Raw genomic sequence first — 26,455 nt, forward strand, 5'->3', positions numbered from 1 at the left:
ATGACGATCGAGCGGCCCGCTGCTCCGGTCCCGGCGCTCCGGCACCGGGGCATCTCGACGACACGCGACGTCGACGCCCTGACGCTGCTGACGGTGTACCTTGTGCTGCTCCTCGCCGTGCCGTCGAACATCACCATCACGGCGCTGGGCTCGCTGGGCCGCCCCGCACTCCTGTGGGGCGTCGTCCTCTTCGTCTTCTGGGCCGCGTCGCGGCTGCAGCAGCACGACGACCTCGGCCTGCCGGTCCGGCAGCCCGTGCGCTTCGCGTTCGCCCTGCTCGTCGTCGTCGCGCTCGTGAGCTTCGCGGCGGCGCTCCTGCGCGGTCAGCCCGCCGACCAGGTGAGCCCCGCGATGACCGCCCTCGTGCGGCTCGTCTCCTGGGGCGGCGTGCTGCTTCTCGCCGTCGACGGCCTGACGACGATGCACGACATCACGCGGCTCGTGCGGCGCATCGCGATCGGTGTGGGGCTCCTCGCGGCGCTCGGCATCGCGCAGGCCCTCACCGGACAGCCGATCGTCGACTTCTGGACGCAGATCCCCGGCCTGTCCGGCCCCGACGACCTCGGTCTCGGCGAGCGCGGCGGTGTGGTGCGGTCGGCCGGCACGGCCATCCACCCGCTCGAGTACGCGACGGCGCTCAACGCGGCACTCCCGCTCGTGATCGCGGTCGCGGTGTCGAACGGATTCCGGCGCGGGGCGGCGTCGGCGAGGTCCAGCATCCTGTGGTGGCTGCCGGCGGCGCTCGTCGCCGCGAGCGCGATCGTCGGCGTCTCGCGCTCGGCGATCATCGGGTTCGCCCTCGCTTCGCTCGCGATGATCCCGATGCTCCCGCGGCGGTACCGCCTCATCGTCGTGATCGGAGGCGGGAGCCTCGCGGCGGGCATCATCGTGGCCGTGCCGGGGCTCCTCGGCACGACGATGTCGCTCTTCACGGGGGCGGGCGACGATCCGAGCACGCAGTCCCGCATCTCCGGGCTCGACCGCCTCACGGACTTCGTGTCGCCGTCGCCGCTCATCGGCACCGGGTTCGGCACGTTCCTGCCGCGGTACTTCATCTTCGACGACCAGTGGGTGCTCATGACGGTCGAGCTGGGACTGCTCGGCGTCCTCGCCTTCGCGGGGATCTTCGCCGCCGCGATCTGGAGCGCCCTGCGCGCACGACGCCTCTCCCGCGAGGAGGACGTGTCGCTGCTCGGCTACTCGCTCGCCGTCTCGCTGCTCGTCGTGGCCGTGCTCTTCGTCTTCTTCGACGGGCTGTCGTTCCCGATCTCAGCCGGCATGCTCTTCCTGCTGGCGGGCCTGTGCGGGGCGACGCTCACGATCGGGACGGCGGATGCTGCGGCCGAGCGCGTCGCGAGCGTGCATCGCACCGCGGCCGATCCGGACGACGAGGGCCTCTGAGTCGTCGACCCCTGCCAGCCAGGCCGGTCCGCGGGCTTCGCGCAGCCGCGCGGGACGGACGAGGTCGCGAAGGGCCGCTGCGCTCGTGCGCCTGCCGAGCAGCGCGCGGCTCGCCTCTCGCACGACCGTGGCCGTCCAGAACACGGCGGTGGCGATGGGGCCGTGCCGCGATCCGTAGAGCCGCACGCGATTGGCGACGAGCAGCGACCACGCCCGGGGGGATCCGGCCGAGCCGCCCTCCAGGTGCGTCGCGACGGCGCGCGGCTCGAACCACGTGGCGATGCCGCAGTCCCGTGCGCGGAGCTCGAACTCGGTCTCCTCCGAATAGAGGAAGTACGACTCGTCCCACGCTCCCACGACGCGCACGCACTCGGCACTGAGCAGCTGCGTCGAGCCCTCCGCCCAGTCGGTGGCACGGGCCGACTCGTAGCGGCGAGGGTCCGTGACGACCTCGCCGAGCCGCGAGCGCGCGCCGATCCGCTCCGAGCCGACGAGCGCGTCGGCCCACGCCCGGGCGATCGTGGGCTCGCGGCGCATCGACCAGATGATGTCGCCCTTCGCGTCGAGGAGGCGCGGCACCGCGATGCCGACGCCCGGCCGCAGCGCCGCGTACAGGGTCGCCAGGCAGCCCGGCTCGAGCCGCACGTCGGCGTTGACGACGAGGTAGGCATCCTGATCGCCCGCCGCCCGGATCGCGGCGTTGACGCCGCCCGCGTAGCCGAGGTTGCCGCCCGTCTCCACGACGCGCGCGAACGGCGCGCACGCGGCGACGCGGTCGAGGGTGTTGTCGCCTGAGGCGTTGTCGGCGACGACGAGCGTCCAGTCCGTGCCCGCCGCGCCCGCCTCGAGCGAGGCGACGAACCCGTCGACCAGCTCCGCGCTGTCGTACGTCACGACGCAGACGGCGATGCGGGGCCCGCTCATGACGAGCGCACCACCGAGGGCGACCACGCGTGCTCGAGGAACAGCTCGGGCGGCTGCGATCCGTCGGCGCGGAGCGCCCACACGTCGGAATCGCCGGTCGCGCGCGGCATCCCGTACAGGATCGTGCTGTCGTCGAGCCACTCGATCTGATCGTCCACAGACCGCGATTCGGGCAGTGTGCGCACCTGCTTCGTCGCGAGATCGAGGATCGAGGGCGTCCAGTGCACCGTCGGGCCGGAGCCCGACTCGACCCGCTTGAAGGCGATGCGGGAGCCGTCGGGCGACAGCGACGGGCACTCCACGTTCTTCGCGATGGCGGTGAGGGTGCGCGCCTTCAGGTCGCCCTCCACGAGGTACGTCTGGCCGCCCGTCTGCGCCGTCGCGTAGAAGGTCGTGTCGTCGGCGAACGTCACGCCCCAGAAGTTGCGGTCGACGGGCGCGGTGGGCTGCCCGCCGATCAGCAGTGTGAACTGCTCGAGGTCGCCGATCACCTCGCCGCTCGTGCGGCGCACGACGGTCTGCGTCGAGAAGCCGACGGCGGCATAGGAATGGCCCGTCACGAACGACGTCGTCGCGACGAGCGACGCGTCGTCGGACAGGCGGGTGCGGCTCGGGACGCCCGGCAGTGACCACTCCTGCATGGGGCGCCCCGAGTCCTCATAGAGCGCGGCGCGATAGGCGGGGACGATGCCGCGCTCCGACCACAGGCACGCGAACTCGTGCGCGGAGGCGTCGACGCGGTCGCACGCGACTCCGCTCGTCGCCCGCGGGCCCTGCGGATCGTCGAGCGGGACGCTGGCGACGAGCCCGTAGTCGGCGCCCGGCGCTGTGCTGCGGAAGACGATCCGGTCCCCCGTCGCCCACCCGGGAGCCGGTGACGCGCTCGCCGCCGTCACGGTCTCTCCCGCGCGTGCCGCGTTGCGCTGCAGCGCGATCGCCGCGGTCGCGCCGACGACGGCGAGCGCCGTGATCGAGATCGCGACGACCGCGATCCAGCGGGCGCGGCGGGTGCTCACGGCGATGCCGTCGCTCGTGGCGTCGTGAGCGCGAAGACCGGGCGGAGCACGAGGTACGTCGCGCCGATCCCCGCGGCGAGCACTCCCGCGACGATCATGAGCGACGCCTCGCGCCCCACCGAGTACCAGAGGATGCCGAAAGCCATCGCCGACACGAACCGGGCGACGGCGACCACCGTCTGCGCGGAGGCGATGCCTGTCGCGCGGCTGCTCTCGGGCGAGAGCTGCGCGGCGAGCGCCGCGAGCACGCCGTCGGTCGCGGCGTAGAACGCGCCGAGGCACGAGAGGCACACGAGCGTCGCGGCGATGTCGGTGATGGGCAGGAACGCCACGACGTACGCCGCGAGCAGGCCGAGGTGGCCGAACACGAACACCCGCGCGCGGCCCACCCGGTCGGCGAGCCTGCCGAACGGGATCGCGAAGGCGAGGAAGGCGACGTTCGTCCCCACGTAGAGCAGCGGGAACCACTGCGCCGCGAAGTCGCCGCGCGACTGCAGCACGAGATAGACGAAGCCGTCGCCGATGGTCAGCAGACCCAGGATGCCGGCCGCCGCGAGCACGCGCCGCATCGGCCCGGTGGCGATCGCCCGCCAGTCGATGGATCGGCGGGGCGCGGCATCCGTCGTCGCCGTTGACGTGGATGCCGCGGCCCGCCGAGGTCGCAGGTTGGGGACGAGGAGTCCCAGGATCGCCACGCCCACGACCGCGAAGGCGAGTGAGGCAGCGAAGACGACGTCGAAGCCGTCGGGGATGACGAGCAGGATCAGGAAGGCGATGAGCGGACCGGCCGCCGCGCCGATGTTGTCGAGCATGCGGTGCGTGCCGAACGAGACGCCCAGGCGCTCGGGCTTGGACGCCGCGGTGATGAGCGCGTCGCGCGGCGCGGTGCGGATGCCCTTGCCGATGCGGTCGGCCGTGACGACCGCGGTGATGCCGGCGAACCCGGTCCAGAAGAGCAGCCCGACGCGCGCGGCCGCCGCGAGCGCGTAGCCGAAGAAGGCGACGCGCTTGGGCTGGTCGGCGCGGTCCGCCGTGTACCCGGCGGCGACCCTGGTCAGGGCGCTGACGCCCTGGTAGAGCCCGTCGAGGAACCCGAAGGCGATGGTCGTGAGCCCGAGGAATCCCGTGATGTACAGGGGCAGCACGGCGGCGACCGACTCCGACGAGATGTCTGTGAGCATCGAGACGATGCCCAGGGTGACGACGGTTGACGAGACGGTCCGGATGCCCTGGCGCGTCTTCGGCGGGCCGTCCCCTCCCGCGCCCGGCTTCGCGAGCGAGATGTACATCGCGTCAGCCCGCCGTCGCAGCGGAGAGCCGAGGTGCGAGGGGACCCTCGGCGAGGGGGAGCGGCAGAGTGTGGCTCGCTGCAGCGCCCTGGGGAAGCGCCTTGCGGCCCGCTCCCTGAGCCTCGCCGAGGGCCGGGCTTCCGGTATCCCGGATCAGGGCCCCGGCCGGCGGATCGTCGTCTCCTCCCTCGCCGATCGTCCGGTCCAGGAACTCGGACCGGACTCGGCAGACGACGACCGCGCCGACCGGGGCAGCACCGGCGGTCATGACCCCCCACATCGCCGGTGGGTACGCGGACGGAACGTCGGTCACGGGACTCCCCCTTCCCCGCGCCAGTTTCTGGCGTCCGCGTCATACGGAAAACTAAGGACCCGCGGCCATCGCTTCGGCCTCCCCGGTGCCCCGGCTGTGGTCTCCACGTTTGGGGGCAGACCGCGGGTCCGGTCTGTAACTCTGTCTAGATCTTCAACGGCATCGCCTGATCAATAGGCTCCCTTCGGGCGGATCATGATGTGCGCGGTCCGCCACATGATCATGAGATCGGACATCGCCGACCAGTTCTCGACGTAGAGCAGGTCCAGCCGGACGCTCTCGTCCCACGTGAGGTCGCTGCGGCCGCTGATCTGCCACAGCCCCGTGATGCCGGGCTTGATGAACAGCCGCCGGCAGACCGCCCCGTCGTAAGAGTTGACCTCGCTCGGCAGGGGCGGACGCGGGCCGACGACGCTCATGTCGCCGCGCAGCACGTTCCAGAACTGCGGCAGCTCGTCCAGCGAGTACCGGCGCAGCACCGCGCCGACGCGCGTCACCCGGGGGTCGTTGTGGAGCTTGAACAGCAGGCCCGACCCCTCGTTGGCCGCGGTCAGGGCGGCGAGCTTCGCCTCGGCATCCGGAACCATCGTCCGGAACTTCAGCATGTGGAACTCGCGCCCGTCACGGCCTACGCGGACCTGCCGGAAGAACACGGGGCCGCCGTCGTCGGCCGCGATGAGCAGCGCGATGACGGGCAGGATGAGGGCGATGCCCACGAGCGCGAGCGCACTCACGACGACATCCATCACCCGCTTGAGCGCGTGGCGTCCGCCCTCGAACTCGGGGATCTTCACGTGGATGAGCGGCAGGCCGTCGAGCGGCTCGAGCGTGATGCGCGGGCCCGCGACGTCGGTCAGGCTGCTCGACAGGATGAGCTCGGCCGCCGTGCCCTCCAGGCGCCAGCTGAGGCGCTTGATGAAGTCGGGGTCGTCGTCGGGCCGGCTGGCCACGACGACGGAGTCGGCGCCCAGCTGACGGGCGTCCTCGGCGACGCTGTCCGGTGTGCCGACGACGGGATAGCGCCTGCCGTCGACGAGGAGCTCGTCGTCGCAGCAGTCCACGATGGCCGCCCCGAGCACGACGTGCGAGCGCACCTCCTGGCGCTGCAGCATCCGGATGACGTATTCGACGTCCGCCCGCGTGCCGGTCACGATCGCCCGCGCGGCCCAGCGTCCGAGCCGGCGCTGAGCGTTGAGCCAGCGGCGCCAGCTGTGCCGCGTGATGATGAGCGCCGCGAGCCCGACGGGCAGCGCGACGAGCAGCTGCATCCGCACGGGTGGCACCTGCAGGACCGCCCAGGCGACCGCGATGAGCCCGAAGGCGACCCCTGACGCGTTGGCGACGCGCTTGTACTCCGTCGCGCCCGAGCCGGCGATCGAGGGCTCCCGCGTGTGGAGAGCCGCCATCATCGCGAGCCAGACGGCGGCGATGAGGAGCGGTTCGGCCACGGCCCAGCGCGCATCGCGCGGCGTCGCGCCGGTCGCGAGCGCCGCGACATCGGCGAGGCCGGCGGCGAGGACGATGACCAGGGTGTCCGACCAGAGCAGCCGGCGCGCATAGCGCCGCTCCCACAGCCGGCGACGTTCCAGGGCGTGGCGGAGCGGCGGCGCCTTCAGCGTCGCCTTCTGCTCGAGCGCGCCCGCCCTCATTCCCAGGGTCGGTCCCAAGCCGATCCTGAAATCCCCCCGCGGGGCAGCCCCGATACCCGTCATCGTGCTGCCACTGCGTTCTGAGGGCGCGACGAATAGTGCGCCATCACGCTTCACCCACTAGCTTTCGAGATCGCACGACGACACCGTCGCATGATCTGCACAGGCCCCGGATGCTCCCAAGTCTCCGAAACCTCGAGGCCTCCCTCTGCCCCGATGCGTGCGATAGTACGCCGCGAATCGGAGAAGGGGAAGGACTGTTCTCGGGGGATTGTCCGGTGAGCGAAATTCCGGTATCGAATGCGAAGCGGAACGGGGTCAGCGCCCTCGCACGAGGTCGGCGGCGCGCTCCCCGATGACGATCGCCGGGGCGTTGGTGTGACCGCGGATGATCGTGGGGATGATGGATGCGTCGGCGACGCGCAATCCCTCGACCCCGCGCACCCTCAGCTCGGGGTCGACGACGGAGGCGGCATCCGCTCCCATCCGCGCCGTGCCGACAGGGTGGTACAGGGTGTGCGAGTAGCGGCGCAGCGACAGCTCCGCGCGCTCCTGCGGGGTCAGGCGCTCGCCGCCCTCGGGCTGCACCCAGCCGCCCGTCGTGAGCGCGCGGAGGGCATCGCTCGCGACGAACCGCTCGCATTCCGCGAGCCCCGCGATCATCGTCGCGTGGTCGATGCCGTCGGCATCCGTGAGGTAGCCGGGGTCGATGAGCGGCTTCGCGGTGGGGTCGGCCGACGCGAGCCGGATCGTGCCCCGACTCTTCGGCCGCAGCAGGATCGCGCCGATCGTGAGGCCCTCGGCCGGGAGGGGAACAAGCCCCTCGCCGACGTAGGGAGCGGGCGCGAAGATCAGCTCGATGTCGGGCAGGCCGGCCGGCATCCCGGCGCGGTCCGCGATCTCGGTGCGGACGAACCCGTACGCCTCGCCGACATTCGAGGTGAGCATGCCCTTGCGGGTGGCCAGGTAGCGGACCAGCTCGCGCACCCGCTCCGCCGTGTACAGCGTGCCGCCCTTCGCCTCGGGCGCGAGGCCCGCGACGAGGTGGTCCTGCAGGTTCTCGCCGACGCCGGGGCTGTCGACGAGGAGAGGGATGCCGTGCTCGGCGAGGTGCGCCGCCGGTCCGATGCCGCTCAGCATGAGCAGCTGGGGCGTGTTCACCGCGCCGCCCGCCAGGATGACCTCCCGACGCGCGAGGGCATGCCGCGGGATGCCGTCGATCTCGACGTACACACCGGTCGCGCGGGGCGCCGCGCCCGGGGTCGCACCCGAGCCCGCGGTCGCACCCGAACCCGAGGTCGCACCCGAACCCGAGCCCGCGGTCGCACCCGAACCCGAGCCCGAGCCCACGGTCGCCGAGCCTGTCGAGGCGTCGAACGTCACCCGCCGGACGAGCGCCCCGGTGACGATCCGCAGATTCGGCGGCGGTCTGCGCAGGTACGCGTCGGCCGTCGAGGCGCGTGCGCCGCGGTGCTGCGACACCATGGTCTGCGCGAAGCCCTGGTCGCTCGGCAGGTTTGGCGCGGTCACGGGATGTCCCAGCTCCCGCGCGGCGTCGAGGAACGCGGCGGTGTGCGGGCGAGGATCGCGCTGGTGCTCGACGCTCTGCCGCCCGTCCGCGCCCTGCGTCTCATGCGCCGGGTCGGCCGTGCGCTCGACGCGTGCGAAGTACGGCACGAGCGCCTCCCACGACCACGCGGGGCCTGCGACATCCGCCCACTCGTCGTAGTCGGCCGCGAAGCCGCGGATCCACATCATGGCGTTGAGCGATGACGAGCCGCCGAGTGTCCTGCCCCGCGGCCAGTAGATCGTGCGGCCCTCGAGCGCGGGCTGCGGGACGGTGTCGTACGACCAGTCGTACTCGCCGCGGAAGAGCGCCTTGAAGGCCGCGGGCACATGAAGCTGCAGCGCGCTGTCGGGCCCGCCCGCCTCGAGCAGCAGCACCGAGACCGCGGGGTCCTCCGCGAGCCGGGCCGCGAGCGCCGCCCCCGCCGAGCCGGCGCCGACGACGATGTAGTCCGCCGCGAGCTCTCCCGCGTCGCGGCTCATGCCCGGAAGGCTTCGAGCAGCGTCTTGCCGAGCCCGATCCAGTCGTGCGTCATGTGGAATCGGGTGAAGCCCTCGCTGACGGCCGCGCCGGTGCGCGACGTGACGAACCACGGCGGCTTCGGCAGCACCGAGAACGTGCCGGGGCGGACGATCGCGCTCGCCGACCGCGGGAAAGGCCGGAACGGCCCCCGCACGACGGTGCGCTCGACGCGGTCGAGCAGCAGCGCGTTGTGGACGACCCCGATGCCGCTGCCGACGTCGTCGATCGTCGCGCCCGGGAACCCGCCCCAGGTCAGCGTGGGCTGCAGGAACGCGAACGCCGTCCAGCCGTTGATCGCGATGGCGCCGTAGCGCAGGTCGGCGACCGCGCGCTCGAAGCCGTCGCCGAGCGCGGCCTGTGTGGCAGGGTCGATCAGCACGTTGGCGCCTAGCGTCCCGACGAGCCGATCGTTCGCGTGGGCGACGGCGCGATCGAGGAACTCCTGGCCGCGCCCGGGCAGCTCGACGACCCCGAGCACGGGGGCGAAGTACTCCGTCTGCTCGAGGGCCGTCGCGTCGCCGTCTGCGTCGAGCTCGACGAGCGCGCGCGTGCCGTCGGCATACCACCGCGCGGCCGGGTAGTCGGATGCCGCGGCTGCGAGCTTCGAGTCGCTGCGCGGGTACCAGACGCTGCGCTGGGGCGCCTCGGCGTAGGCCTTCTGCAGCGCCGCGAGGAAGGCATCCCGCTGGTCCCAGTCGCTGCTCGAGATGACGACCTGGCCCGCGATGCAGTTGTGCCCGCTGTTCTGCAGGCGCATCGTCGCGATGTGCTCCGCCTGGTAGCGCAGGTCGGCCTCGGTCCACTGGCCGGGCACGACGATGATCGGCGAGACGCCGCCGAGCTCCGATGTGATGGGCTTGGCGAGCAGCGGCGTTCCCGCACTGCGCCGTCGCGCCGTCGCGGCATCGCCCGCCGCTCCCCACACGATCGTGTCGAAGGTCGGCGCGGCACCCGTGATGTGCACGTGGGCGACCTCGTCGTGCTGGGTCAGGTACGCCCCGACGTCGCCGCCGCCCGAGACGATCCGGAGGAAGCCGGGCTCGATGAGCGGAGCGAACGCCCGCTCGAAGACGGGGACGAGGGCGTCCTGCGTCGGGTTCACCTTGAGGATCACGACGCGGTTGTGCGCGAGGAGCTCGTAGAGCACGTCGAGCACGGGGATGGACGTGACGTTGCCCGCGCCCAGCACGAGGCCGATGCCGCCGGGAGCCGTGGGGTCGAGCTGCGCGAGTCCTGCCTCGCGGGCGGCCTGCGCCTGGGTCACGCCGGGCTCGAGCCACACCTCGCCGGTGAAGCCCGACAGCAGCAGCGAGTCGATGGGGTCGAGGGGGAAGGCGTGCACGCGCACGCGGCCGCCGGGGGCGGCATCCATCTTCACTCCATCGAGGGGACCGGCGCCCGTCGCGAGCCTGGTGAGGGTGCGGTGGTACGCGTCGAGCGCGGTGATGACGCCGTACGGGCCCCCGAGCCACTCCTCGCCGCGGAGGGGATGCCCGGGCTCCAGGCCCTTCGAGGTCGCGGCGACGTCCGCCCACTCCGCGGCATGCGCGACGACGGTGGCGCGCAGGCGCTCGAGGAGGCGCGCGCGCTGGCCGAGCGTGAGGTGCGCCCAGACGGTCGAGCCGGTCTCGAGCTCGGCGAGGGCGGCCTCGAGGATCGGCGCCGATTCGACGGCGGGCGTCTTCGGGCGCGACGGGGCGGTGGTCTTCGCGGTGGGCGGCACGGCGCTCTCCTTCGGGCGGGGTGTGCTCAAGCTTAGAGTTGCGAACTGGGTGCGCGGTGAGACTCAGTCCCGTGTGGCGTGGCCCTGGGTTCCGGCCTCGATGTCGGCGCGGCGCAGGCGGTAGCGGCTCAGCGCGAGCAGGCTCAGGGCGATCAGTGCCGCCGGCGCGACACTGAAGCTCACGACGATGCCGGCGACGGCGGCATCCGGCTGCTGCACGACCTGTCCGGCCGTCGACGACACGTAGCCGGTGATCGCGAGGATGAGCGACAGGGCCGTCGCGCCAAGCGCGAAGCCGACGGTCTCGCCCGCCGTCCACATGCCGCTGAACGAGCCGGCCTGACCCGGGCCGTTCGTGCGCTCGTCGTGCGAGATGACGTCGGGCAGCATCGCCATCGGCAGCGACTGCATGCCGGCGTACGCGATGCCGGCGAGCCCGACCGGCACGTAGATCCAGTCGCCCGGCGCCCACAGCGTGCCGACGATCGTCAGGGCCGCGACGCCGAAGACGATGCTCGCGATGGCGAAGGTGCGCTCCTTGCCGATGCGGCGGGCGACCGCGCCCCACGCGGGCGCCGCGAAGAGGGCGGGCGCGATGAGGGCGACGAAGAGCAGCTGCACAGCAGCTTCCGAGTGCAGCACCCACGTGGCGACGTACTGCGCGCCCGCGAGCATCAGCCCGGTCGCGAGCGCCTGCAGCACGAACGTCGCGAGCAGGGCGCGGAACGGCGCGCTGCGGCGCAGGGCGGCGAACCCGGCGGCGAAGTGCTCCCGCACGCTCCCCGTCGACGACGCGCCACCCCCGGTCCGCGCGCCACCCCCGGCCCGCGCGCCACCCCCGGTCCCCGCGTCACCCCCGGTCCCCGAGCTTGTCGAGGGGTCGGCCCCGGCACCGCGCCGCGCCTTCCCCGCGACGGTCGTCGCCACCAGCATCCCGAGCGCGATGACGAGCCCCGACACGACGCCCATCAGGAGGTACCCGGTGACCGGGTCGCCCGTCGCGCCGCGGAGCTCCGGGCCGCCGGCGCCGAACAGCAGGATGGCGAGCGTGAGCACGACCACGCGCCACGTGAGCAGGCGCGTGCGCTCGTCATAGCTCGGCGTGAGCTCTGCGGGGAGTGCGATGTACGGCACCTGGAACAGACTGAACGCGGTCGCCGTGAGCGTGAAGGCGATGAGCACCCAGACGCCCGCGACGGCCGGCCCCACGGCCGGCGGCACGGCGAAGGTCAGGGCGAAGAAGACCGGCAGGCTGAGCGCCCCTGTCAGCATGAGGCGTCGACGCGTGCCGTGCTTCGCGAGGTCGCGATCGGTGAGCGCGCCGATGACCGGGTCGATCACGACGTCCCAGAGCTTCGCGACGGTGATGACGACGCCCGCCATGAGCGCCGCGACGCCGAGCGAGTCGGTGAGGTAGTACGTCAGCACGAGGCCCGGCAGGGTCGCGAAGCCGCCCGTGCCGAGCGAGCCGATCGCGTAGCGGGCGATGACGCCGGTCTTGAGCCGGGCCGGTGACGAGGGGGGAGCGTCGATGCTCATGGCGTCAGTGTAGGTGTGACGGGATGCCGGGCCCCGCCGCTCTGCACAGGCGCCGATCCCGCTCCTAGCGTGGGATCGCGGCCTCCACCGCGCGCAGCCCGGCGAGCGTCTCGGCGAAGCTCGTCGAGAGCGGCGACAGCCCGATCCGGAGCCCGCCCGGGTCGCGGTAGTCGGGGATGACGTCCCGCTCCCACAGCCGCGCCGTCACCTCGCGCATCGCGGGGTGGGAGAGGGTCACGTGTCCACCGCGCAGCCGCGGGTCGCGGGGCGATGCCAGCTCGACGCCGAGGGGGGCGAGCAGCTCGTCGGCCACGCGGATCGCGAACTCCGTGAGCGCGACGGACTTCCGGCGGATCGCCGCGATCGAGGCGTCCTCGATCAGCGCGAGGGTGTCCTGCATCGCGAGCATCCCGAGGATCGGCGGCGTGCCCGACAGGAATCGGCGCATGCCGGCGGCCGGACGGTACTCGGGACCCATGGCGAAGACGTCGGCGGCGCCCATCCACCCCTGGATGGGCTGCGCGAGCGCGTCCTGATGCCGGTCGGCGACGTACGCGAAGGCCGGGGATCCCGGGCCGCCGTTGAGGTACTTGTAGGTGCAGCCCACCGCGAGGTCGAAGCTCCACGCGTCGGCCTCGACGGGCACGGAGCCCGCGGAGTGGCACAGATCCCACAGGATGAGCGCGCCGGCGTCGTGCGCGACGCGGGTGAGGGATGCGGCATCCGTCAGGTATCCCGAGCGGTACGCGACGTGGCTGAGCACCACGATCGCCGTCTCCGGGCCGACGGCGGAGGCCAGCGCCTCGGCGTCGACACCCGCCCGCCGGTCGACCTCGATCCAGCGCACCCGGCCGCCGCGCTCGGCTGCGATGCCCTCGACGAGATACCGGTCGGTCGGGAAGTTGTCGCGGTCGACCACGATCTCGACCCGTGCCGGGTCGGCGGCGCGCTGCGCGTCGAAGGCCGCCCGCACGAGCTTGTAGAGGAGCACGGTCGTCGAGTCGCCGACGATCGTCTGCCCCGGCGCCGCCCCGATCGCGACACGGCCGATCGTGTCGCCGATGGCGAACGGCAGGTCCATCCAGGCTTCGTCCCACCCGCGGATGAGGCGTCCGCCCCACTCCTCGCGCACGAACCGGTCCAACCGCTGAGCGGTCGCCGCCAAGGGGCGGCCGAGCGAGTTGCCGTCGAAGTAGACCAGCGACGTCTCCGCGCCGACGAACCGCTCGCGGTGGTGCGAGAGGGGGTCGCGATCGTCGAGAGCGGATGCCTCCGCCTCGAGCACGGCGTCGCGTGCGGCGTCAGCGATCACCGGGTCAGTGCTCATCGCGGACGATCTCCTCCTCCGGCACGACCGTCGCGCCGCCGAGCCACGCGGGAACCTCGTCGAGCGTCCCGGGCGGGGGACCGGGCACGAAGGTGGCGACGGCGTGCGTCGTGGCGGTTCCCGGCCACGGGTCGGCGAGCGTCGCGATGAGTGCAGGCCCGCGCACCCCGGCGCGGTCGAGTGCCGCGAGCTCCGCGGTCTGGATGCCGGCGGAGCGCTCGCCGTTTCCGAGGTCGGTGCCGTACAGCACGCGGCCGCCCGCCTCCCGGAACGCGGCGAGATTGGCGACGGCGTTCTCCGCGGCGTCCGGGTCGTCGCCGTGGATGTCGAGCGTGGAGATCCAGACCTGGCTCGCCGCCGCGCGGGCGGTCTGCCGGATTCCCAGGCGCTCGCTGAAGGGCGTGTGGGCGAGGGCGTCGACACCCGCGTCGAGAGCGAGGCGCGTCATCCCCTCTCCCTCCACGTGCGCGACCACGGGAAGTCCGCGCTCGTGCGCGCAGGCCACGACGACGGCGAGCGTCTCGGCGTCGAAGACAGATCCGGCGGATCGGTTGAGCGCGACCTTGATGACGGATGCCCCGCACGACGCCTGCTCGTCCACCGCCGTCGCCGCGCCGCCGGGCACGCCCGGATGGGTCGAGGCGTCGGTCACCTCCCGCCAGACCGCGTCGGGCGCCCACGGCCGCCCGACGGGGTAGCCGTCCTTGGCGGTGAGGAACGCGCCGGCGTAGGAGATGCGGGGGAAGCCCTCGCGCGGTCGCCGCGCGAGGGCGACGGGGTCGCCGCCCAAGTCGAGCGCGGCCGCGATGCCGTGCGGCGCGAGCCCCTGCTCGTCGATGAGATGCAGGTGCACGTGGTGGTCGCTGAACGCCGGCAGCACGATGCCGTGCTCGTTCGTGATGGCGCGGCGCCCGGGGGCCGCATCGGGCCCGAGCAGCCCGCGGATCGCAAAGGGGTCGGCGTGCAGCATCCGTTCTACCTTCCGATTTCGGTCCGGACCGCCAGCAGCTCCGGGAAGAACGTGAGGTCGAGTGCGCGCCGCAGGAAGGGCACCCCGCTCGAGCCGCCCGTGCCGGTCTTGTGGCCGATGATGCGCTCGACGGTCTTGAGGTGACGGAAGCGCCAAAGCTGGAAGTTGTCCTCGAGGTCGACGAGCTCCTCGCACGTCTCGTACGCGGCCCAGTGCGTTTGCGGATCCTCGTAGATCGACGTGAAGACCGGCACGAGCTCGGGCGTGAAGGTCCACGCCGCGGTGACATCGCGCTCGAGCACGGCATCCGGAATGGGATAGCCGGTGCGGGCGAGCAGGCGCAGGAACTCGTCGTACAGGCTCGGCGCCTCGAGCGCGGCGCGCACGAGCTCGTACGACGGCGGCTCCGACTCGAAGACCCGCAGCATGCCGGCGTTCTTGTTGCCGAGCGTGAACTCGACGGCCCGGTACTGCGCCGACTGGAAGCCGCTCGCGTGGCCGAGCACTCCGCGGAACTCCGCGTACTCCGCCGGCGTGAGCGTCGCGAGCACCGACCACTGCTCGGTCAGCGTGCGCTGGATGTGCTTGACGCGCGCGATGCACTTGAGTGCCGGCGCGAGCTGGTCGTCGTGCAGCAGCCGGCACGCCTCGGCGAGCTCGTGCAGCACGAGCTTGAGCCAGAGCTCCGTGGTCTGGTGCTGGATGATGAACAGCAGCTCGTCGTGGTGCTCGGGATCGCTCAGCGGCCGCTGGGCCGACAGCAGCGTCGCGAGGTCGAGGTAGCCGCCGTACGTCATGCGGTCGGAGAAGTCGGTGACGACCGACCCCTCGATCGCCCGGGTGTTGCCTTCGACGCCCTCGGTCACCCGCTCACTGTAACGAGGATGGATGCCGCGGCGTCAGATGATCGCGAGCTCGCGCAGCTTCGACTCGACGTCGGCGTTCGACGGCTCGACGTGGTGGCTCGAGTCGGGGTAGACCACGACGGGGATGCTCGTGCGGCCCGAGATCTCGCGCGCGACGTCGGCGGCGGCCGGGTCGGCTATGAGGTCGACGTACCGGTAGTCCACGCCCAGCGCATCGAGCTGCTTCTTCGTACGGCGGCAGTCGCCGCACCACTCGGCGCCGAACATCGTGATGGTCGAGGAGGTCATCGTTCCATTCTCCCGGATGCATGCTGGGGGATCGCCGGAAGCCCCGGCCTCGAGGTGAAACGATGCGCATGCTGAGGAATTCCCATGCCTTTGCTGGATGGCTTCGCCGTGCGCAGGCCCCGTGCCACGATGGGGGAACCGTGCAACTCTCGATCGTCGTCCCCACGTACAACGAGGCTCCCAATGTCGAGGAGCTGGTCCGCCGCGTGGCGGCGTCGACGCGGGGACTCGAGACCGAAGTGATCTTCGTCGACGACAGCACGGACGAGACCCCGGACGAGGTGCGGCGGGTGGCGGCATCCGCTCCCCTTCCCGTTCGCCTGATCCACCGCGAGCACCGCACCGGCGGGCTGGGCGGAGCGGTCGTCGAGGGCTTCGAAGCCGCGCAGGCCGATATCTGCATCGTGATGGACGGCGATCTGCAGCATCCGCCGGAGGAGATCCCGGCGATGTGGCATCGCTACCGCCACGGCGACGTCGATCTCGTGGTCGCCTCGAGATATGCCGGCGGCGGCACGTCCGGCGGACTCGCCGACAACACGCGCATCATGGTGTCGCGGGCATCCACCGCCCTGACGCGCGCGATGTTCCCCATCCGCCTGAAGGACGTCACCGACCCGATGACGGGCTTCTTCCTCGTCGACCGCAGAGCGCTGGAGCTCTCGACGCTGAAGCCCCGCGGCTTCAAGATCCTGCTCGAGATCCTCGCGCGCAAGACGCTGCGCGTGGCCGAGGTGCCGTTCGACTTCGCCGACCGCCACGCGGGTCAGTCGAAGGCCTCCATGCGTCAGGGCTTCCACTTCCTGACGCAGCTCACCGCCCTGCGGTTCGGCAAGATGTCGCTGTTCGCCGTCATCGGCGCCTTCGGAGCTGTCGCGAACCTCGGCATCATGTGGGTGCTCACGCACTCGGGGATGGGCTACGTCATGGCGGCGATCATCGCCGCCGAGGTCACGATCATCGGCAACTTCCTGCTGCAGGAGCGCTTCGTCTTCCAGGACATGCGCGGCGAGGCGTCCGGCGTCTGGTCGCGCTTCGCGAAGTCGTTCGGCTTCAACAACGCCGAGGCCCTCGTGCGCATCCCGGTCCTCGCCTTCATGGTGCAGACGTGGCACATCTCGGCCGTCGTCGCGGCCGCCATCACTCTCGCGGTGGCGTTCTTCGTGCGGTTCATGTTCCACTCGCTCGTCGTCTACGCGCCGCGCCGCGCAACCGAGACGGCCCGTGTGCGGCGTCTCGTCGACGAGCTCGACGCCCAGGCGATGACGCCGGGCGAGCTGTAGCCTTCGGCGTGCATGACGGAGGCGGCTCGGCCGCGTCCGTGCCGCCGCGGGCTCCATCCGAGTTTCGGGACTCGCTGAAGCCTGAGCGCGGCGACAACACCTCGCACGGCCGAACCGTCGTCCGCACCACGGCGCGTGGAAGCCGCGCCGTGGCCGACATCCCCTCTCCCAAGCAATGCACGCGCGGCGGCCACCGCTCGTGCACCCTCCCCATTCGCGCGACCCGACCGGGTATGCCGGGCATTGAGGGTCCCAAGCCCTCGTGCGCGATGACACTGTACCTCCGCACCGCCGAGAAGGGAAGGAAATTCCCCTGATGAGCTTGCGCTTACGTCAGCGACCCCGCTATCTTCCGCTCCGCAACGATTCGATCGCCGGAGTGGCGGCGAGAGCGGCCGTCAGCCGATGAGCTGCACGAGGGCGTCGAGGCCCATTCCGTAGTTGATGCGCTGCACGGGGAGGGCGAGCTTGTCCGTCCCGGTCGTGACGTAGCCGGGCTCGATCGTGCGGGCCATCTCGAAGCCCGCCATCCGCACGCCTTCCTTCGCGGTGTCGTTGTAGTGACCGAACGGGTAGGCCATGACCTCCTTGACGCCCAGCACCTGGGCCGACGTCTCCAGGTCGGCGGCGATCTCGGCCGCGCTGAGATTGACCATCAGGCCCTTGCCGTTCGCGCCCGCCTTGTGCATGTCGTGGGTGTGCGACCGCCGCAGCACGAACGGGTTGGGCGGAGGGTCCTGCCGGTACGCCGTGATCATGAACGACGTCGTGAGCACCTGGTGCTTCGCGACGATCGGGGCCGCAAGATCGAACCAGGACTGGTCCGCGTCATCGTCGGTGACGAGCACGGAGTGGTTCGGCAGCCAGAGACGTGCGTCGATGAAGGCGCTCAGCTCGTCCCAGGTCGGCAGATAGAACCCGCCCGTCGCGATGTGGTCCATGTGCGCGTCGAAGTCGCCGATGTACGCGTAGTTCGCCCGCAGCCAGCCGCTCTCGCCGCCGGGGTTCGCCGTGAACTGGTGGTACATGAGGATCGGGATGCGCGCCTTCTCGGCCGCGTTCTCCTCCGGCGTCTTCCAGGCCCCGTAGAGGGTCTTCTCCCGGTCCGTGCAGGCCACGAGCTTCGATCCGTTCACCCGCGCCGGGATGCTGAAGGATGCGGCATCCGCCGGCGTCGCGTACCAGCCGGCGAACACGAGCCCTGCGCGCGCCGGGATGGGCAGGCCGGTGTAGAGCACGCCCTGCGTCTGCAGCATGGGGGCGTCGGCGATCCCGTCGCCGGCGAAGCTCACGGCGCAGGCCTCGGGATCGGCGGTCGTCGCGAGCAGCTGCTGCGACGGAGTCAGCGGCGTGGGAGTGGGCGTGGGAGTCGGGGTCGAGGTCGGCGTCGCGCTCGGCGACGGCGCGGCCGCGGCATCCCCCGTTCTCGAAAGGGCGATCGCGATGCCCGCCGCCGCCGTCCCGGCGAGGATCACGAGCACGGCGATGACCGCCGCGAGCGTGCGGCGGCGGCGCACTCGGGCGGAGGCCGGGCGGCGAGGCCGCGGCCTGGGTGTCGGCGAAGTCATGGCGGACCTGATTCGGGGTCGAAACGGGTGCTCGGGCCGCTCCCCAGCGAGACCCGTTGGCCGGAAGCCTACTCAAGGAGTCGCCTGGCCGTGCCATCATCGGCCCGTGGACCGAGGAGCGCGTGTGCGGGGGCGGCGATCGTGCGGATAGCCGTCGTGGGCGCGGGAGGCGCCGGACTCACGAGCGCGTGGCTCCTCGAGGAGCAGCACGACGTGACGCTCTTCGAAGCCGAGGACCGCCTGGGCGGTCACGCCCACACGGTCGAGATCGAGGTCGACGGTGCGCGGATCGCCGTCGACGCCGGCTTCCAGTTCTTCGGGCCCGGTGCGCCGTACGTCACCTTCAACCGGCTGCTCGCCGAGCTGAAGGTGCCACTGCGCACGTATCCCGCGACGATGAGCCTGACACGGTCGACCGACGGCACCCAGGTGGCCCTCCCGCCGTTTCGTCGGGCGCGACCCGTCTGGCCCTCGCTCACGCCCGCCGCGCTCACGGACCTCCTTCGGTTCCGTCGCTTCCTCTCCGGCGTCCCGGAGTTCCTCGCGCAGCGCGACACGACGATCACGATCTCCGACTACATCGAGAGCCGGGGGATGCCGCGCCGCTTCGTCGACGGCTTCCTCCAGCCCTTCCTCCTGGCGCTCTGGTGCGTCGATCCCGCCGACTTCCAGGGGTTCGCGGCCTACAACGCGCTGTACTACCTCGGCAACGCGCTCACCGGCGGGCTGCACCCGCCCACCCAGGTCGAGATCGAGGGCGGCATGAAGACGTATGTCGACGCCCTCGCCGGGAGCCTCCGCCGCACGACAGTGCGGCTCGGGGCCCGGGTGACGAAGCTCTTCCGGGAGGGGGACGACTGGATCGTCGTCGACGCGACCGGCGCACGGCTCTCGTTCGATCAGGTGGTGCTCGCGACGAACGCCCGCCAGGCGCACGAGCTCCTCGCGCCGACGCCGGAGCTCCACGAGGTGAGCCGGCAGCTCGGCCGCATCCGCTCGTTCGACACGACGATCGCCGTACACGGCGACCGTCGGCTCATGCCGCCGAGCGAGTCGGCCTGGTCCGTGGTCAACGCCCGCTGGGACGGCACGCACAGTCAGCTGTCGGTGTGGAACCCGGAGCGCGGCCTGCCGGTCTTCCGAAGCTGGGTCACCTACGAGGAGCGCCTCCCCGAGCCGCTCTACGCGACGGCGGTCTACGAGCACGCCATGGTGACGGTCGATTACTTCGACGCCCAGTCGCACCTCAGGGCGCTGCAGGGCCGGCGGGGCGTCTGGCTGGCCGGGCTGTACACCGACGACGCGGACTCCCACGAGAGCGCCGTCCATTCGGCTGTCGCGGTCGCAGAGCAGCTCGGCCCGGGCTCGACCCGGCTCGCGCGGCTGGCGGACTGATCCCGTCGCCGTCAGACGCGTCCATCGGCGCGCGTGAGCACGAGCCGCAAGGCGGCGATGCGCTCCGCCCGCGTCGCGACAGTGAGAACCCCGACGATGTCGTGGCTCGTGTGCAGCGCGATGCCGCGCTCGCCGTGGACGGCGCACTCGATCGCGACCGCCGCGTGGGCGTCGAGCAGCGTCGTGAGGACGTCGACGATACGAGCCCGGCCGCGGATGGGCTGGTGCGACGGCGGCACTCCGGTTCCGTCGAGGGTGAGGACGGCATCGGGATGCAGCACCCGCACGAGGCGCCCGAAGTCGCGCTCGTCGCACGCGTAGGCGAGCGCCTGGACGGCGCGCCGGTGGTGCTGCGCGGGCGAGGGTGCGAGCGTCGTCCTGCGCCGGGGCCGCCACTTCGCGATGCCGGAACCCGTCATGCCGCTCGGCGCCCGGGCTCGCCGATGCGCGCGCAGGCGGACGGGACGGTGTCCGGGCGCGGCGATTCGGGTTCGTCGTGCGTCATTCAGACCGTGGGATCGGAACGGGGAGGGTGTGCCTCCGATCATCCACCGAATCGCCGCTCCGGCACCACCCTCTGTGGGAAATCCCTCCGCGCGGAGGCGTTCAGCCCTTGACCGCCGCCCCCGCCACCGACTCGACGATCTGCTTCTGCGCGATGCCGAACAGGATCAGCACGGGCACCGAGGCGATGACGGCGCCCGCCATGACGATCGCGAAGTGCGTGCGGTACGCGCCCTGCAGCATCGACAGGCCCGGCGGAAGCGTCATGTTCTCGGGCGAGAGGAGGACGTACACGGGCCACAGGAAGTCGTTCCAGTTGTTGAGGAACGAGAGCACCGCGAGTGTGGCGAGCGCGGGCCGAGCGAGCGGGAGCACGACCTGGGCGAAGATGCGGAACTCGCCCGCGCCGTCGATGCGCGCCGCTTCCTCCAGCTCGACGGGGAGGGCCACGAAGAACTGCCGCAGGAAGAAGATGCCGAACGCTCCGGCGGCACCGGGCACGGTGATCGCGAGCAGGGTGTCGAGCCATCCCAGATTCTGGACGATGAGGTAGTTCGGGATGAGGAAGACGACCGGCGGCACGAGCAGCGTCGAGATGATGACGCCGAAGACGACCTTCTTGCCGACGAAGTCCATGCGGGCCAGAGCGTAGGCGCCCATGGATGCCGTCACGAGGATGAGGATCGTCTGGATCGCCGCCGCCGCGAAGCTGTTCCACAGCCACAGGAAGATCGGCTGCTCGCCGCTCGTGAGGAGTGTCGTGTAGGCGTCGGTCGAGAACGGATTCGGCCAGCTGTACGGATTGCGCACGGCATCCGCATCCGTCTTGAACGACGTGATCAGCATCCAGAGGAGCGGGAGGATGATGATGAGCGCCAGCGCGATGAGCACGACGTACAGGACCGTGGTGCCGGCCACGCGACGGGGCGACCGACGGCGCCGGGGCTCGGGGGTGACTTCTCTCCGCCGCGTTTCGGGGATCGCCGTGGCGGTCATGCGACAGTCCTTTCCACTCGCTCGCGCTGGAGGCGGAAGTTGATGATGCTGATGATCGCCAGGAACGCGAACAGCACGTAGCTCATCGCCGCCGCGGGCGCCATGTTGTTCTGGGACAGGCCCTGATCGGCGATGTACATGATCGCCGTGCGGGTGGCGTTGCCCGGCCCGCCGCGGGTCAGCAGGTACGACTGACCGAACATGTTCGCGCTCGCGAGCACCGTCGTGGTCGTGATGAACAGCATCACCGGGCGGAGTCCGGGGATGGTGACCGAGACGAAGCTGCGCCAGGCGCCGGCTCCGTCGAGGGCGGCCGCCTCGTAGAGATCGCCGTTGATCCCCTTGAGCCCCGCGAGGAAGATCACGGTGTTCAGGCCCATGGTCCACCAGACGGTGACACCGACGAGCGTGACCCACACCCAGGGCACGTTGACGGTCCAGGGGATGTTGTCGGGCAGCCCGATGAGGCCCAGGAGATGGTTCAGGATGCCGGACTGCGTGTCGAGGATGTACCCCCAGATCACGCCGATGACCGCGACCCCCAGGACGTACGGCGCGAAGAACACCGTGCGGAAGGTGGTGGCCGCGCGGATCTTGCGGTTCAGGAGCAGGGCGATGCCGAGCGGCACGAGCACGAGGCAGGGGACCGAGAGGACGACGAAGATCGCCGTCGCGCCCATCGACTGCCAGAAGTCGCCGGAGAAGGTGCTGTTCGGGTCGAACAGCGCGATGTAGTTCTGCAGCCCCACGAAGTTCTGGACATCGCTGAACGGGCTGTAGTCGGTGAGGCTGATCCACAGACCGAAGATCGCGGGTGCGACGACGAAGGTCAGGAAGAGGATCAGGAACGGCGCGAGGAAGAGGTAGGCGATGAGGGTGCGCCGACGCCCCTTCCGCGCCTTGGACGCGCGGGTCCCGCCGGACCCCCCGGCGCTTGCGCGCTGGGGAGCCACGGCGGGGGTCGTGACGATGTCAGCCACCGTACTTCGACGCATTCTGCTTCAGGATCTGGTCGGCCTTCTTGGCGGCGTCGTCGAGCGCCTGCTGGGGCGTCTTCTTGCCGTTGAGGGCCTCGTTGATCGCTGTCGTGACGAGCGCGTTCGCCTCGGCGATGCCGGGCGAGACCGTCTCGTAGTGGGCGTACTCGAGCTCGTCCATGAACGGCTGCAGGTTGGGGTAGTTCTGCACGAGCGTCGGATCGTTGCGCACGTCGTTCGCTGCGGGGAGCTCACCCGTCTCGGCCCAGCCGGCGGAGTTGTCGTTCATCCACTTGACGAACGTCGCCGCTGCGGCGGTCTTGTTCTTGTCCTGTCCCTTGTTCGCGGGGAACACCCAGTGCGTCGAGCTCGACCACACGGCCTTCTCGGTTCCGATCTGCGGCACGGGGGCGGCCGCCCAGTCGAGATCGGCGAACGCGCTGTTCGTGGTCTGCCAGACGCCGTTCCAGTTGAACGCGGTCTGACCGGCGAGGAGGGCCTTGATGTTGCCGTCCTGTGCGACGTTGGCCGGGCTGTAGCCGTTCTTGACGAGATCGGTCATCCACGTGAGGGCCTGCACGCCGGCATCCGAGTTGAAGCTCGCCTTCGTGACGTCCTTGTTGTAGAGGTCACCGCCGAACTGCCACAGCAGGCTCTCGAACTCGAAGGTGCCGGTGAAGACGTAGCCGTCGACCCATTCGCCCTGCACTCCGACGCCCTTGAGCGCTTCGAGAGCGGCGGTGTACGACGCCTGGTCGGTCGGGATGTCGGTGATGCCCGCCTGCCCGAGGACCGTCTTGTTCACGAACAGGCCGAGCGGGGTGACGCTCCACGGGATCGCGTACTGGGTGCCCTTGTAGTCGCCCGCGTCGAAGACGCCCGGCGGGAAGTCGTCGGCGGTGTAGCCGAGGCCCTTCACGATGTCGTCCGCGTTGAGCAGGAGCTTCTGCGCCGCATAGGTCGCGAGGTCGTCGCCGTGGAGCACCGCGACGTCGGGACCCTTGCCCGCCTTGATGGCCAGCGGCATCTTCTTGGCGATGTCGCCCCATTCCTGCGGCACGTTCTTGACGACGATGTTGTCGTGCTCGGAATTGAACTTCTCGATCAGCTTCGGAACGAGGGTCGGTGCCGCGCCGCCTGTCCAGCCGTGCCAGAAAGTGATGTCGACCTTCGGGCCGGTGTAGTCGCCGCCGCCTGAGACGGCGCCGGAGTTGCTCGACGAGCCTCCGCAGCCCGTGAGCGCTACTCCGAGGCTCACCGCCGCAGCAATGCCGAGCGCCCGAACGAACGCCTTTTTCATGTGATCGCTCTCCTTTGAGTGTGGGCCTATCACGTCTGGGGGATCAGACGAGACCTCTCGGCCCATCGCCTTGACGCGAGAATCTACAGCGCTGGAAATTCTGGTGTCAACCCCCTTCCCTGACTATGGTTGTCTCGTCCCACCTGGGTATGGAGGTGTCATGGCAGGGGTCACGCTCCAAGATGTCGCAGACCACGCGGGCGTCTCGATGAAGACGGTGTCCAACGTGGTGCGCAACTACGCGCACGTCAGCGAGAAGACCCGCAGCGCCGTCCAGCGCTCCATCGACGAGCTCGGGTATCGACCCAACGTCATGGGCCGGCGCCTCGCCACCGGCCGCAGCGGGCTCATCGCGCTGGCCTTCGCCGACGTGGGCGTGCCCTACTTCGCGGAGCTGGCCCGCATGAGTTCCCGCAGCACGCAGCGCTTCGGCTATCGCCTGCTCCTCGAGGAGACGGACGGCACCCTCGAGGGGGAGCGCGCGGTCGTCGCGAGCTCCGAGGCGGGCCTCGTGGACGGCTTCCTCTTCCAGCCCAGCGTCATGTCGTCGACCGAGGTCGCGAAGCACCGCGGCGACGTCCCGATCGTCCTCCTCGGCGAGGCCGCCGCGCCGCTCACGATGGACCGCATCATGATCGACAACGAGGCGGCGGCCGCCGAGGCGACGACGCATCTGCTCTCGATGGGGCGACGGCGGGTCGGCTTCGTCGGCCACGAGGCGCGGGGGCTGACGAACACCTCGCGTCTGCGCATCGCGGGCTACCAGCACGCGATCGAGGCGGCCGGACTCGCGCCCGACCCCGGACTGCTCATCGCGGCGGACGAGGTGTCGGCCCTCGAGTCGGCGCGGGCGGTGGGCGCCGCCCTGGACGGCGGACTCCGTGTGGACGCGCTGTTCTGCCGCGACGACCTGGCCGCCATCGGCGCCCTCCGGGCCGTGCAGGAGCGCGGGCTGCGGGTGCCCGACGACATCGCCGTCATCGGGTGGGACAACATCGGCATCACCGCCGTGACCTACCCGAGCATCACGACGGTCGCCCCCGATCTCCCGGCCCTCGTCGAGCGGGCCCTCGAGCTGCTCGTGGAGCGCATCGAGGGCTTCGACGGGATGGGGCGCCACGAGCTCGCCCCCCATCGCATCGTGTTCCGCGAGAGCGCTCCGGAGATCTGAGAGTTTACAGCGCTGTAGATTTCGGTCATGCTATCGGTATGTTCGACGATGATCTGACGGGAGCCGGCGCCCTCGACGTGCCCGCCGGCTACCCACGCCCCCAGCTCGTCCGCCGACGCTGGTCCGATCTCTCCGGCCGGTGGTCCTTCCAGCTCGACGACGCCGACGTCGGCCTCGATGAGCGCTGGTTCGAGCGCGAGTCGCTCGACGGCACGATCGTCGTGCCGTTCCCGCCGGAGTCCCCCGCGTCGGGGGTCGGAGAGACCGCCCATCACCGCGTCGTCTGGTACCAGCGCGTGTTCGACGCCGACGAGCTGGAAGCCGCCGGCCGGCGCGAGGGTTCCCGGGTGCTGCTGCAGTTCGGCGCCGTGGACTACCGCAGCCGCATCTGGATCGACGGCTCCTTCGTGGGGGCCCACGAGGGAGGGCATACCCCGTTCGCCCTCGACATCACGGAGGCGCTCGGAAGCAGGCAGACCCATTCCGTCGTCGTGCGCGTCGAGGACGATCCCGAGGACGTCGAGCAGCCGCGCGGCAAACAGGACTGGCTCGAGCATCCCCACGTCATCTGGTACCACCGCACGAGCGGCATCTGGCAGCCCGTCTGGCTGGAGGCGGTCGACCCGGTCTCGATCCGCTCCATCCACTGGGTGACCGATGTCCGCGCGGCGACGGTGTCGGCGCGTCTCGACCTGTCGCGGGTGCCCGCCGAGCCCGTGGACGTCAGCGTCCGCCTGACGTTCGGAGGCGAGACGCTCGCGCAGGCCACGACGGTCGCCGATCGGGCCTCGGTCACCGTGACCCTCTCGGTGCCCGCCCTGGGCAACGGCCAGGGCTATGAGCAGCTGCTGTGGTCGCCTGAGCATCCGCGCCTCGTCGACGCCGACGTCCGGGTCGGCGACGACGTCGTCCAGTCGTATCTGGGCCTGCGCACGGTGCATGTGGGCCAGGGCGCGTTCTGGCTCAACGACCGTCCCTACTACCTGCGCTCCGTGCTCAATCAGGGGTACTGGCCGCAGTCGCACCTCGCCGCGCCGTCCGCGGACGCCCTCCGCGCGGAGGCTCAGCTCATCAAGGACCTCGGGTTCAATGCGACGCGGGTGCACCAGAAGTTCGAGGATCCTCGGTTCCTCTACTGGGCCGACCGCCTGGGCATCCTCGTCTGGGGCGAGGCGCCGGCCGCGTTCGAGTACTCCACGACGGCGGTCGAGCGCATGGTGCGCGAGTGGCTCGACATCGTGCGCAGGGACTTCTCGCACCCGTCGATCGTCGCCTGGGTGCCGCTCAACGAGAGCTGGGGCGTGCAGCACATCGCGTACGACGCCCGGATGCAGCACTACGCCCGTTCGCTCGTCGACCTCACGAAAGCCCTCGACCCCACGCGGCCCGTGGTGTCGAACGACGGTTGGGAGCAGGTCGACACCGACATCGTCGCGATCCACGACTACGAGGCCGATCCCGGGGTGATGCGCGAGCGGTACGCCGACCGCGACGCTGTCGACCGGATGATCCGGACGTCGGGTCCCGCGGGCAGGCGTCTGGTGCTCTCGGGCGACGTCGACGACGCGCCCGTCATGCTCACGGAGTTCGGCGGCATCTCCTTCGACGTCGACGCCCACGAGGATGCCTGGGGCTACTCGACCGCGAAGAGCGCCGACGACTTCGCCGAGCGCCTCGAAGGCCTCCTCGCGGCAGTGCGCGAGAGCCGCGGCCTGCAGGGCTTCTGCTACACGCAGCTGACCGACACGCTCCAGGAGACCAACGGGCTCGTCACCGAGGCACGCGAGCCCAAGATCCCGATCGAGCGCATCCGCCGGGCGATCACCGGCAGGCAGTAGCGGCAGACCGGCGACAAGAGGAACAGTCG

21 protein-coding genes and 1 pseudogene are annotated in these 26,455 nt (G+C 71.0%); 5 read left to right on the forward strand and 17 right to left on the reverse strand.

From position 1 onward, the window contains the following. A complete protein-coding gene (locus AAIB33_RS17325) occupies positions 1-1,401 on the forward strand; it encodes an O-antigen ligase family protein (protein ID WP_345801203.1) in 1,401 nt (466 codons plus the stop codon). 540 nt (positions 1,402-1,941) lie between these two features. On the opposite strand, the pseudogene AAIB33_RS17330 reads toward AAIB33_RS17325, so the two are convergent. From AAIB33_RS17330 to AAIB33_RS17385, 12 genes and pseudogenes are all read right to left on the reverse strand, one after another. Further along, positions 1,942-2,325, reverse strand: a pseudogene (locus AAIB33_RS17330) (glycosyltransferase); the annotation flags it as partial. Further along, on the reverse strand, positions 2,322-3,341 hold the full coding sequence (locus tag AAIB33_RS17335; protein ID WP_345801204.1) for a hypothetical protein: 1,020 nt from the start codon (positions 3,339-3,341) through the stop codon (positions 2,322-2,324). The gene AAIB33_RS17335 and the pseudogene AAIB33_RS17330, both read right to left, overlap by 4 nt. Then, positions 3,338-4,630: an MFS transporter gene (locus tag AAIB33_RS17340; protein WP_345801205.1), complete on the reverse strand. Its 1,293-nt coding sequence runs from the start codon at positions 4,628-4,630 to the stop codon at positions 3,338-3,340. Before AAIB33_RS17340 ends, AAIB33_RS17335 begins: the two co-directional genes overlap by 4 nt. A 4-nt stretch (positions 4,631-4,634) precedes the next feature. Beyond that, positions 4,635-4,943 carry a hypothetical protein gene (locus AAIB33_RS17345; protein ID WP_345801206.1) on the reverse strand — a complete coding sequence of 103 codons (309 nt, stop codon included), beginning with the start codon at positions 4,941-4,943 and terminating at the stop codon, positions 4,635-4,637. Between the two features lie 170 nt (positions 4,944-5,113). Then, on the reverse strand, positions 5,114-6,610 hold the full coding sequence (locus tag AAIB33_RS17350; RefSeq protein ID WP_345801207.1) for a sugar transferase: 1,497 nt from the start codon (positions 6,608-6,610) through the stop codon (positions 5,114-5,116). A 300-nt stretch (positions 6,611-6,910) separates the two neighbouring features. After that, positions 6,911-8,641, reverse strand: a complete 1,731-nt coding sequence (locus AAIB33_RS17355) for a GMC family oxidoreductase N-terminal domain-containing protein (protein WP_345801208.1) — start codon at positions 8,639-8,641, stop codon at positions 6,911-6,913. After that, a complete protein-coding gene (locus tag AAIB33_RS17360) occupies positions 8,638-10,404 on the reverse strand; it encodes an aldehyde dehydrogenase family protein (protein WP_345801209.1) in 1,767 nt (588 codons plus the stop codon). Before AAIB33_RS17360 ends, AAIB33_RS17355 begins: the two co-directional genes overlap by 4 nt. Positions 10,405-10,467: 63 nt before the next feature. Beyond that, the gene (locus tag AAIB33_RS17365; RefSeq protein WP_345801210.1) at positions 10,468-11,943 is read right to left on the reverse strand and encodes an MFS transporter; all 1,476 of its coding nucleotides are present in this window, start codon (positions 11,941-11,943) and stop codon (positions 10,468-10,470) included. 64 nt (positions 11,944-12,007) lie between these two features. Next, on the reverse strand, positions 12,008-13,270 hold the full coding sequence (locus AAIB33_RS17370) for an aminotransferase class V-fold PLP-dependent enzyme (protein WP_345801211.1): 1,263 nt from the start codon (positions 13,268-13,270) through the stop codon (positions 12,008-12,010). Further along, complete coding sequence (locus AAIB33_RS17375; RefSeq protein WP_345801212.1) at positions 13,260-14,240, reverse strand: hypothetical protein; 981 nt, start codon at positions 14,238-14,240, stop codon at positions 13,260-13,262. Before AAIB33_RS17375 ends, AAIB33_RS17370 begins: the two co-directional genes overlap by 11 nt. A gap of 5 nt (positions 14,241-14,245) precedes the next feature. Then, positions 14,246-15,106: a tryptophan 2,3-dioxygenase gene (gene kynA / locus AAIB33_RS17380; RefSeq protein WP_345801213.1), complete on the reverse strand. Its 861-nt coding sequence runs from the start codon at positions 15,104-15,106 to the stop codon at positions 14,246-14,248. Positions 15,107-15,139: 33 nt separating this feature from the next. Continuing rightward, positions 15,140-15,394 carry a glutaredoxin domain-containing protein gene (locus AAIB33_RS17385; RefSeq protein WP_345801214.1) on the reverse strand — a complete coding sequence of 85 codons (255 nt, stop codon included), beginning with the start codon at positions 15,392-15,394 and terminating at the stop codon, positions 15,140-15,142. Positions 15,395-15,534: 140 nt separating this feature from the next. On the opposite strand from AAIB33_RS17385, the gene AAIB33_RS17390 reads away from it, so the two are divergent. After that, a complete protein-coding gene (locus AAIB33_RS17390) occupies positions 15,535-16,677 on the forward strand; it encodes a glycosyltransferase family 2 protein (RefSeq protein ID WP_345801215.1) in 1,143 nt (380 codons plus the stop codon). Positions 16,678-17,075: 398 nt separating this feature from the next. On the opposite strand, the gene AAIB33_RS17395 is transcribed toward AAIB33_RS17390, so the two are convergent. Further along, on the reverse strand, positions 17,076-18,245 hold the full coding sequence (locus tag AAIB33_RS17395; protein ID WP_345801216.1) for a polysaccharide deacetylase family protein: 1,170 nt from the start codon (positions 18,243-18,245) through the stop codon (positions 17,076-17,078). A 156-nt stretch (positions 18,246-18,401) separates the two neighbouring features. On the opposite strand from AAIB33_RS17395, the gene AAIB33_RS17400 reads away from it, so the two are divergent. Then, complete coding sequence (locus AAIB33_RS17400) at positions 18,402-19,640, forward strand: FAD-dependent oxidoreductase (protein WP_345801217.1); 1,239 nt, start codon at positions 18,402-18,404, stop codon at positions 19,638-19,640. Between the two features lie 11 nt (positions 19,641-19,651). Here AAIB33_RS17400 and AAIB33_RS17405 read toward each other — a convergent pair whose 3' ends face one another. The 4 genes from AAIB33_RS17405 to AAIB33_RS17420 all read right to left on the reverse strand — a co-directional run bounded on the left by AAIB33_RS17405 (position 19,652) and on the right by AAIB33_RS17420 (position 23,417). Next, positions 19,652-20,059: a hypothetical protein gene (locus AAIB33_RS17405; protein ID WP_345801218.1), complete on the reverse strand. Its 408-nt coding sequence runs from the start codon at positions 20,057-20,059 to the stop codon at positions 19,652-19,654. Between the two features lie 187 nt (positions 20,060-20,246). Continuing rightward, a complete protein-coding gene (locus AAIB33_RS17410; RefSeq protein ID WP_345801219.1) occupies positions 20,247-21,140 on the reverse strand; it encodes a carbohydrate ABC transporter permease in 894 nt (297 codons plus the stop codon). Continuing rightward, positions 21,137-22,120, reverse strand: a complete 984-nt coding sequence (locus tag AAIB33_RS17415) for a sugar ABC transporter permease (protein ID WP_345801220.1) — start codon at positions 22,118-22,120, stop codon at positions 21,137-21,139. The genes AAIB33_RS17410 and AAIB33_RS17415 overlap by 4 nt, the downstream gene beginning before the upstream one ends. Continuing rightward, complete coding sequence (locus tag AAIB33_RS17420; protein WP_345801221.1) at positions 22,113-23,417, reverse strand: ABC transporter substrate-binding protein; 1,305 nt, start codon at positions 23,415-23,417, stop codon at positions 22,113-22,115. Before AAIB33_RS17420 ends, AAIB33_RS17415 begins: the two co-directional genes overlap by 8 nt. Before the next feature lie 160 nt (positions 23,418-23,577). Here AAIB33_RS17420 and AAIB33_RS17425 point away from each other — a divergent pair, with 160 nt between their 5' ends. After that, positions 23,578-24,588, forward strand: coding sequence for a LacI family DNA-binding transcriptional regulator (locus tag AAIB33_RS17425; protein WP_345801222.1), 1,011 nt, complete (start codon positions 23,578-23,580; stop codon positions 24,586-24,588). Positions 24,589-24,626: 38 nt separating this feature from the next. Next, complete coding sequence (locus AAIB33_RS17430; protein WP_345801223.1) at positions 24,627-26,426, forward strand: glycoside hydrolase family 2 TIM barrel-domain containing protein; 1,800 nt, start codon at positions 24,627-24,629, stop codon at positions 26,424-26,426. Positions 26,427-26,455 lie beyond the last annotated feature (29 nt).

The organism is Microbacterium sp. AZCO, from assembly GCF_039614715.1.
Lineage (GTDB): Bacteria > Actinomycetota > Actinomycetes > Actinomycetales > Microbacteriaceae > Microbacterium.

What these genes read in the sequence shown, in the direction of transcription:
- AAIB33_RS17325 (WP_345801203.1), top strand. Translation starts at nt 1, where the DNA reads ATGACGATCGAGCGGCCCGCTGCTCCGGTCCCGGCGCTCCGGCACCGG.
- AAIB33_RS17340 (WP_345801205.1), bottom strand. Translation starts at nt 4,630, where the DNA reads ATGTACATCTCGCTCGCGAAGCCGGGCGCGGGAGGGGACGGCCCGCCG.
- AAIB33_RS17355 (WP_345801208.1), bottom strand. Translation starts at nt 8,641, where the DNA reads ATGAGCCGCGACGCGGGAGAGCTCGCGGCGGACTACATCGTCGTCGGC.
- AAIB33_RS17365 (WP_345801210.1), bottom strand. Translation starts at nt 11,943, where the DNA reads ATGAGCATCGACGCTCCCCCCTCGTCACCGGCCCGGCTCAAGACCGGC.
- AAIB33_RS17370 (WP_345801211.1), bottom strand. Translation starts at nt 13,270, where the DNA reads ATGAGCACTGACCCGGTGATCGCTGACGCCGCACGCGACGCCGTGCTC.
- AAIB33_RS17375 (WP_345801212.1), bottom strand. Translation starts at nt 14,240, where the DNA reads ATGCTGCACGCCGACCCCTTTGCGATCCGCGGGCTGCTCGGGCCCGAT.
- AAIB33_RS17385 (WP_345801214.1), bottom strand. Translation starts at nt 15,394, where the DNA reads ATGACCTCCTCGACCATCACGATGTTCGGCGCCGAGTGGTGCGGCGAC.
- AAIB33_RS17395 (WP_345801216.1), bottom strand. Translation starts at nt 18,245, where the DNA reads ATGACTTCGCCGACACCCAGGCCGCGGCCTCGCCGCCCGGCCTCCGCC.
- AAIB33_RS17405 (WP_345801218.1), bottom strand. Translation starts at nt 20,059, where the DNA reads ATGACGGGTTCCGGCATCGCGAAGTGGCGGCCCCGGCGCAGGACGACG.
- AAIB33_RS17410 (WP_345801219.1), bottom strand. Translation starts at nt 21,140, where the DNA reads ATGACCGCCACGGCGATCCCCGAAACGCGGCGGAGAGAAGTCACCCCC.
- AAIB33_RS17420 (WP_345801221.1), bottom strand. Translation starts at nt 23,417, where the DNA reads ATGAAAAAGGCGTTCGTTCGGGCGCTCGGCATTGCTGCGGCGGTGAGC.
- AAIB33_RS17425 (WP_345801222.1), top strand. Translation starts at nt 23,578, where the DNA reads ATGGCAGGGGTCACGCTCCAAGATGTCGCAGACCACGCGGGCGTCTCG.
- AAIB33_RS17430 (WP_345801223.1), top strand. Translation starts at nt 24,627, where the DNA reads ATGTTCGACGATGATCTGACGGGAGCCGGCGCCCTCGACGTGCCCGCC.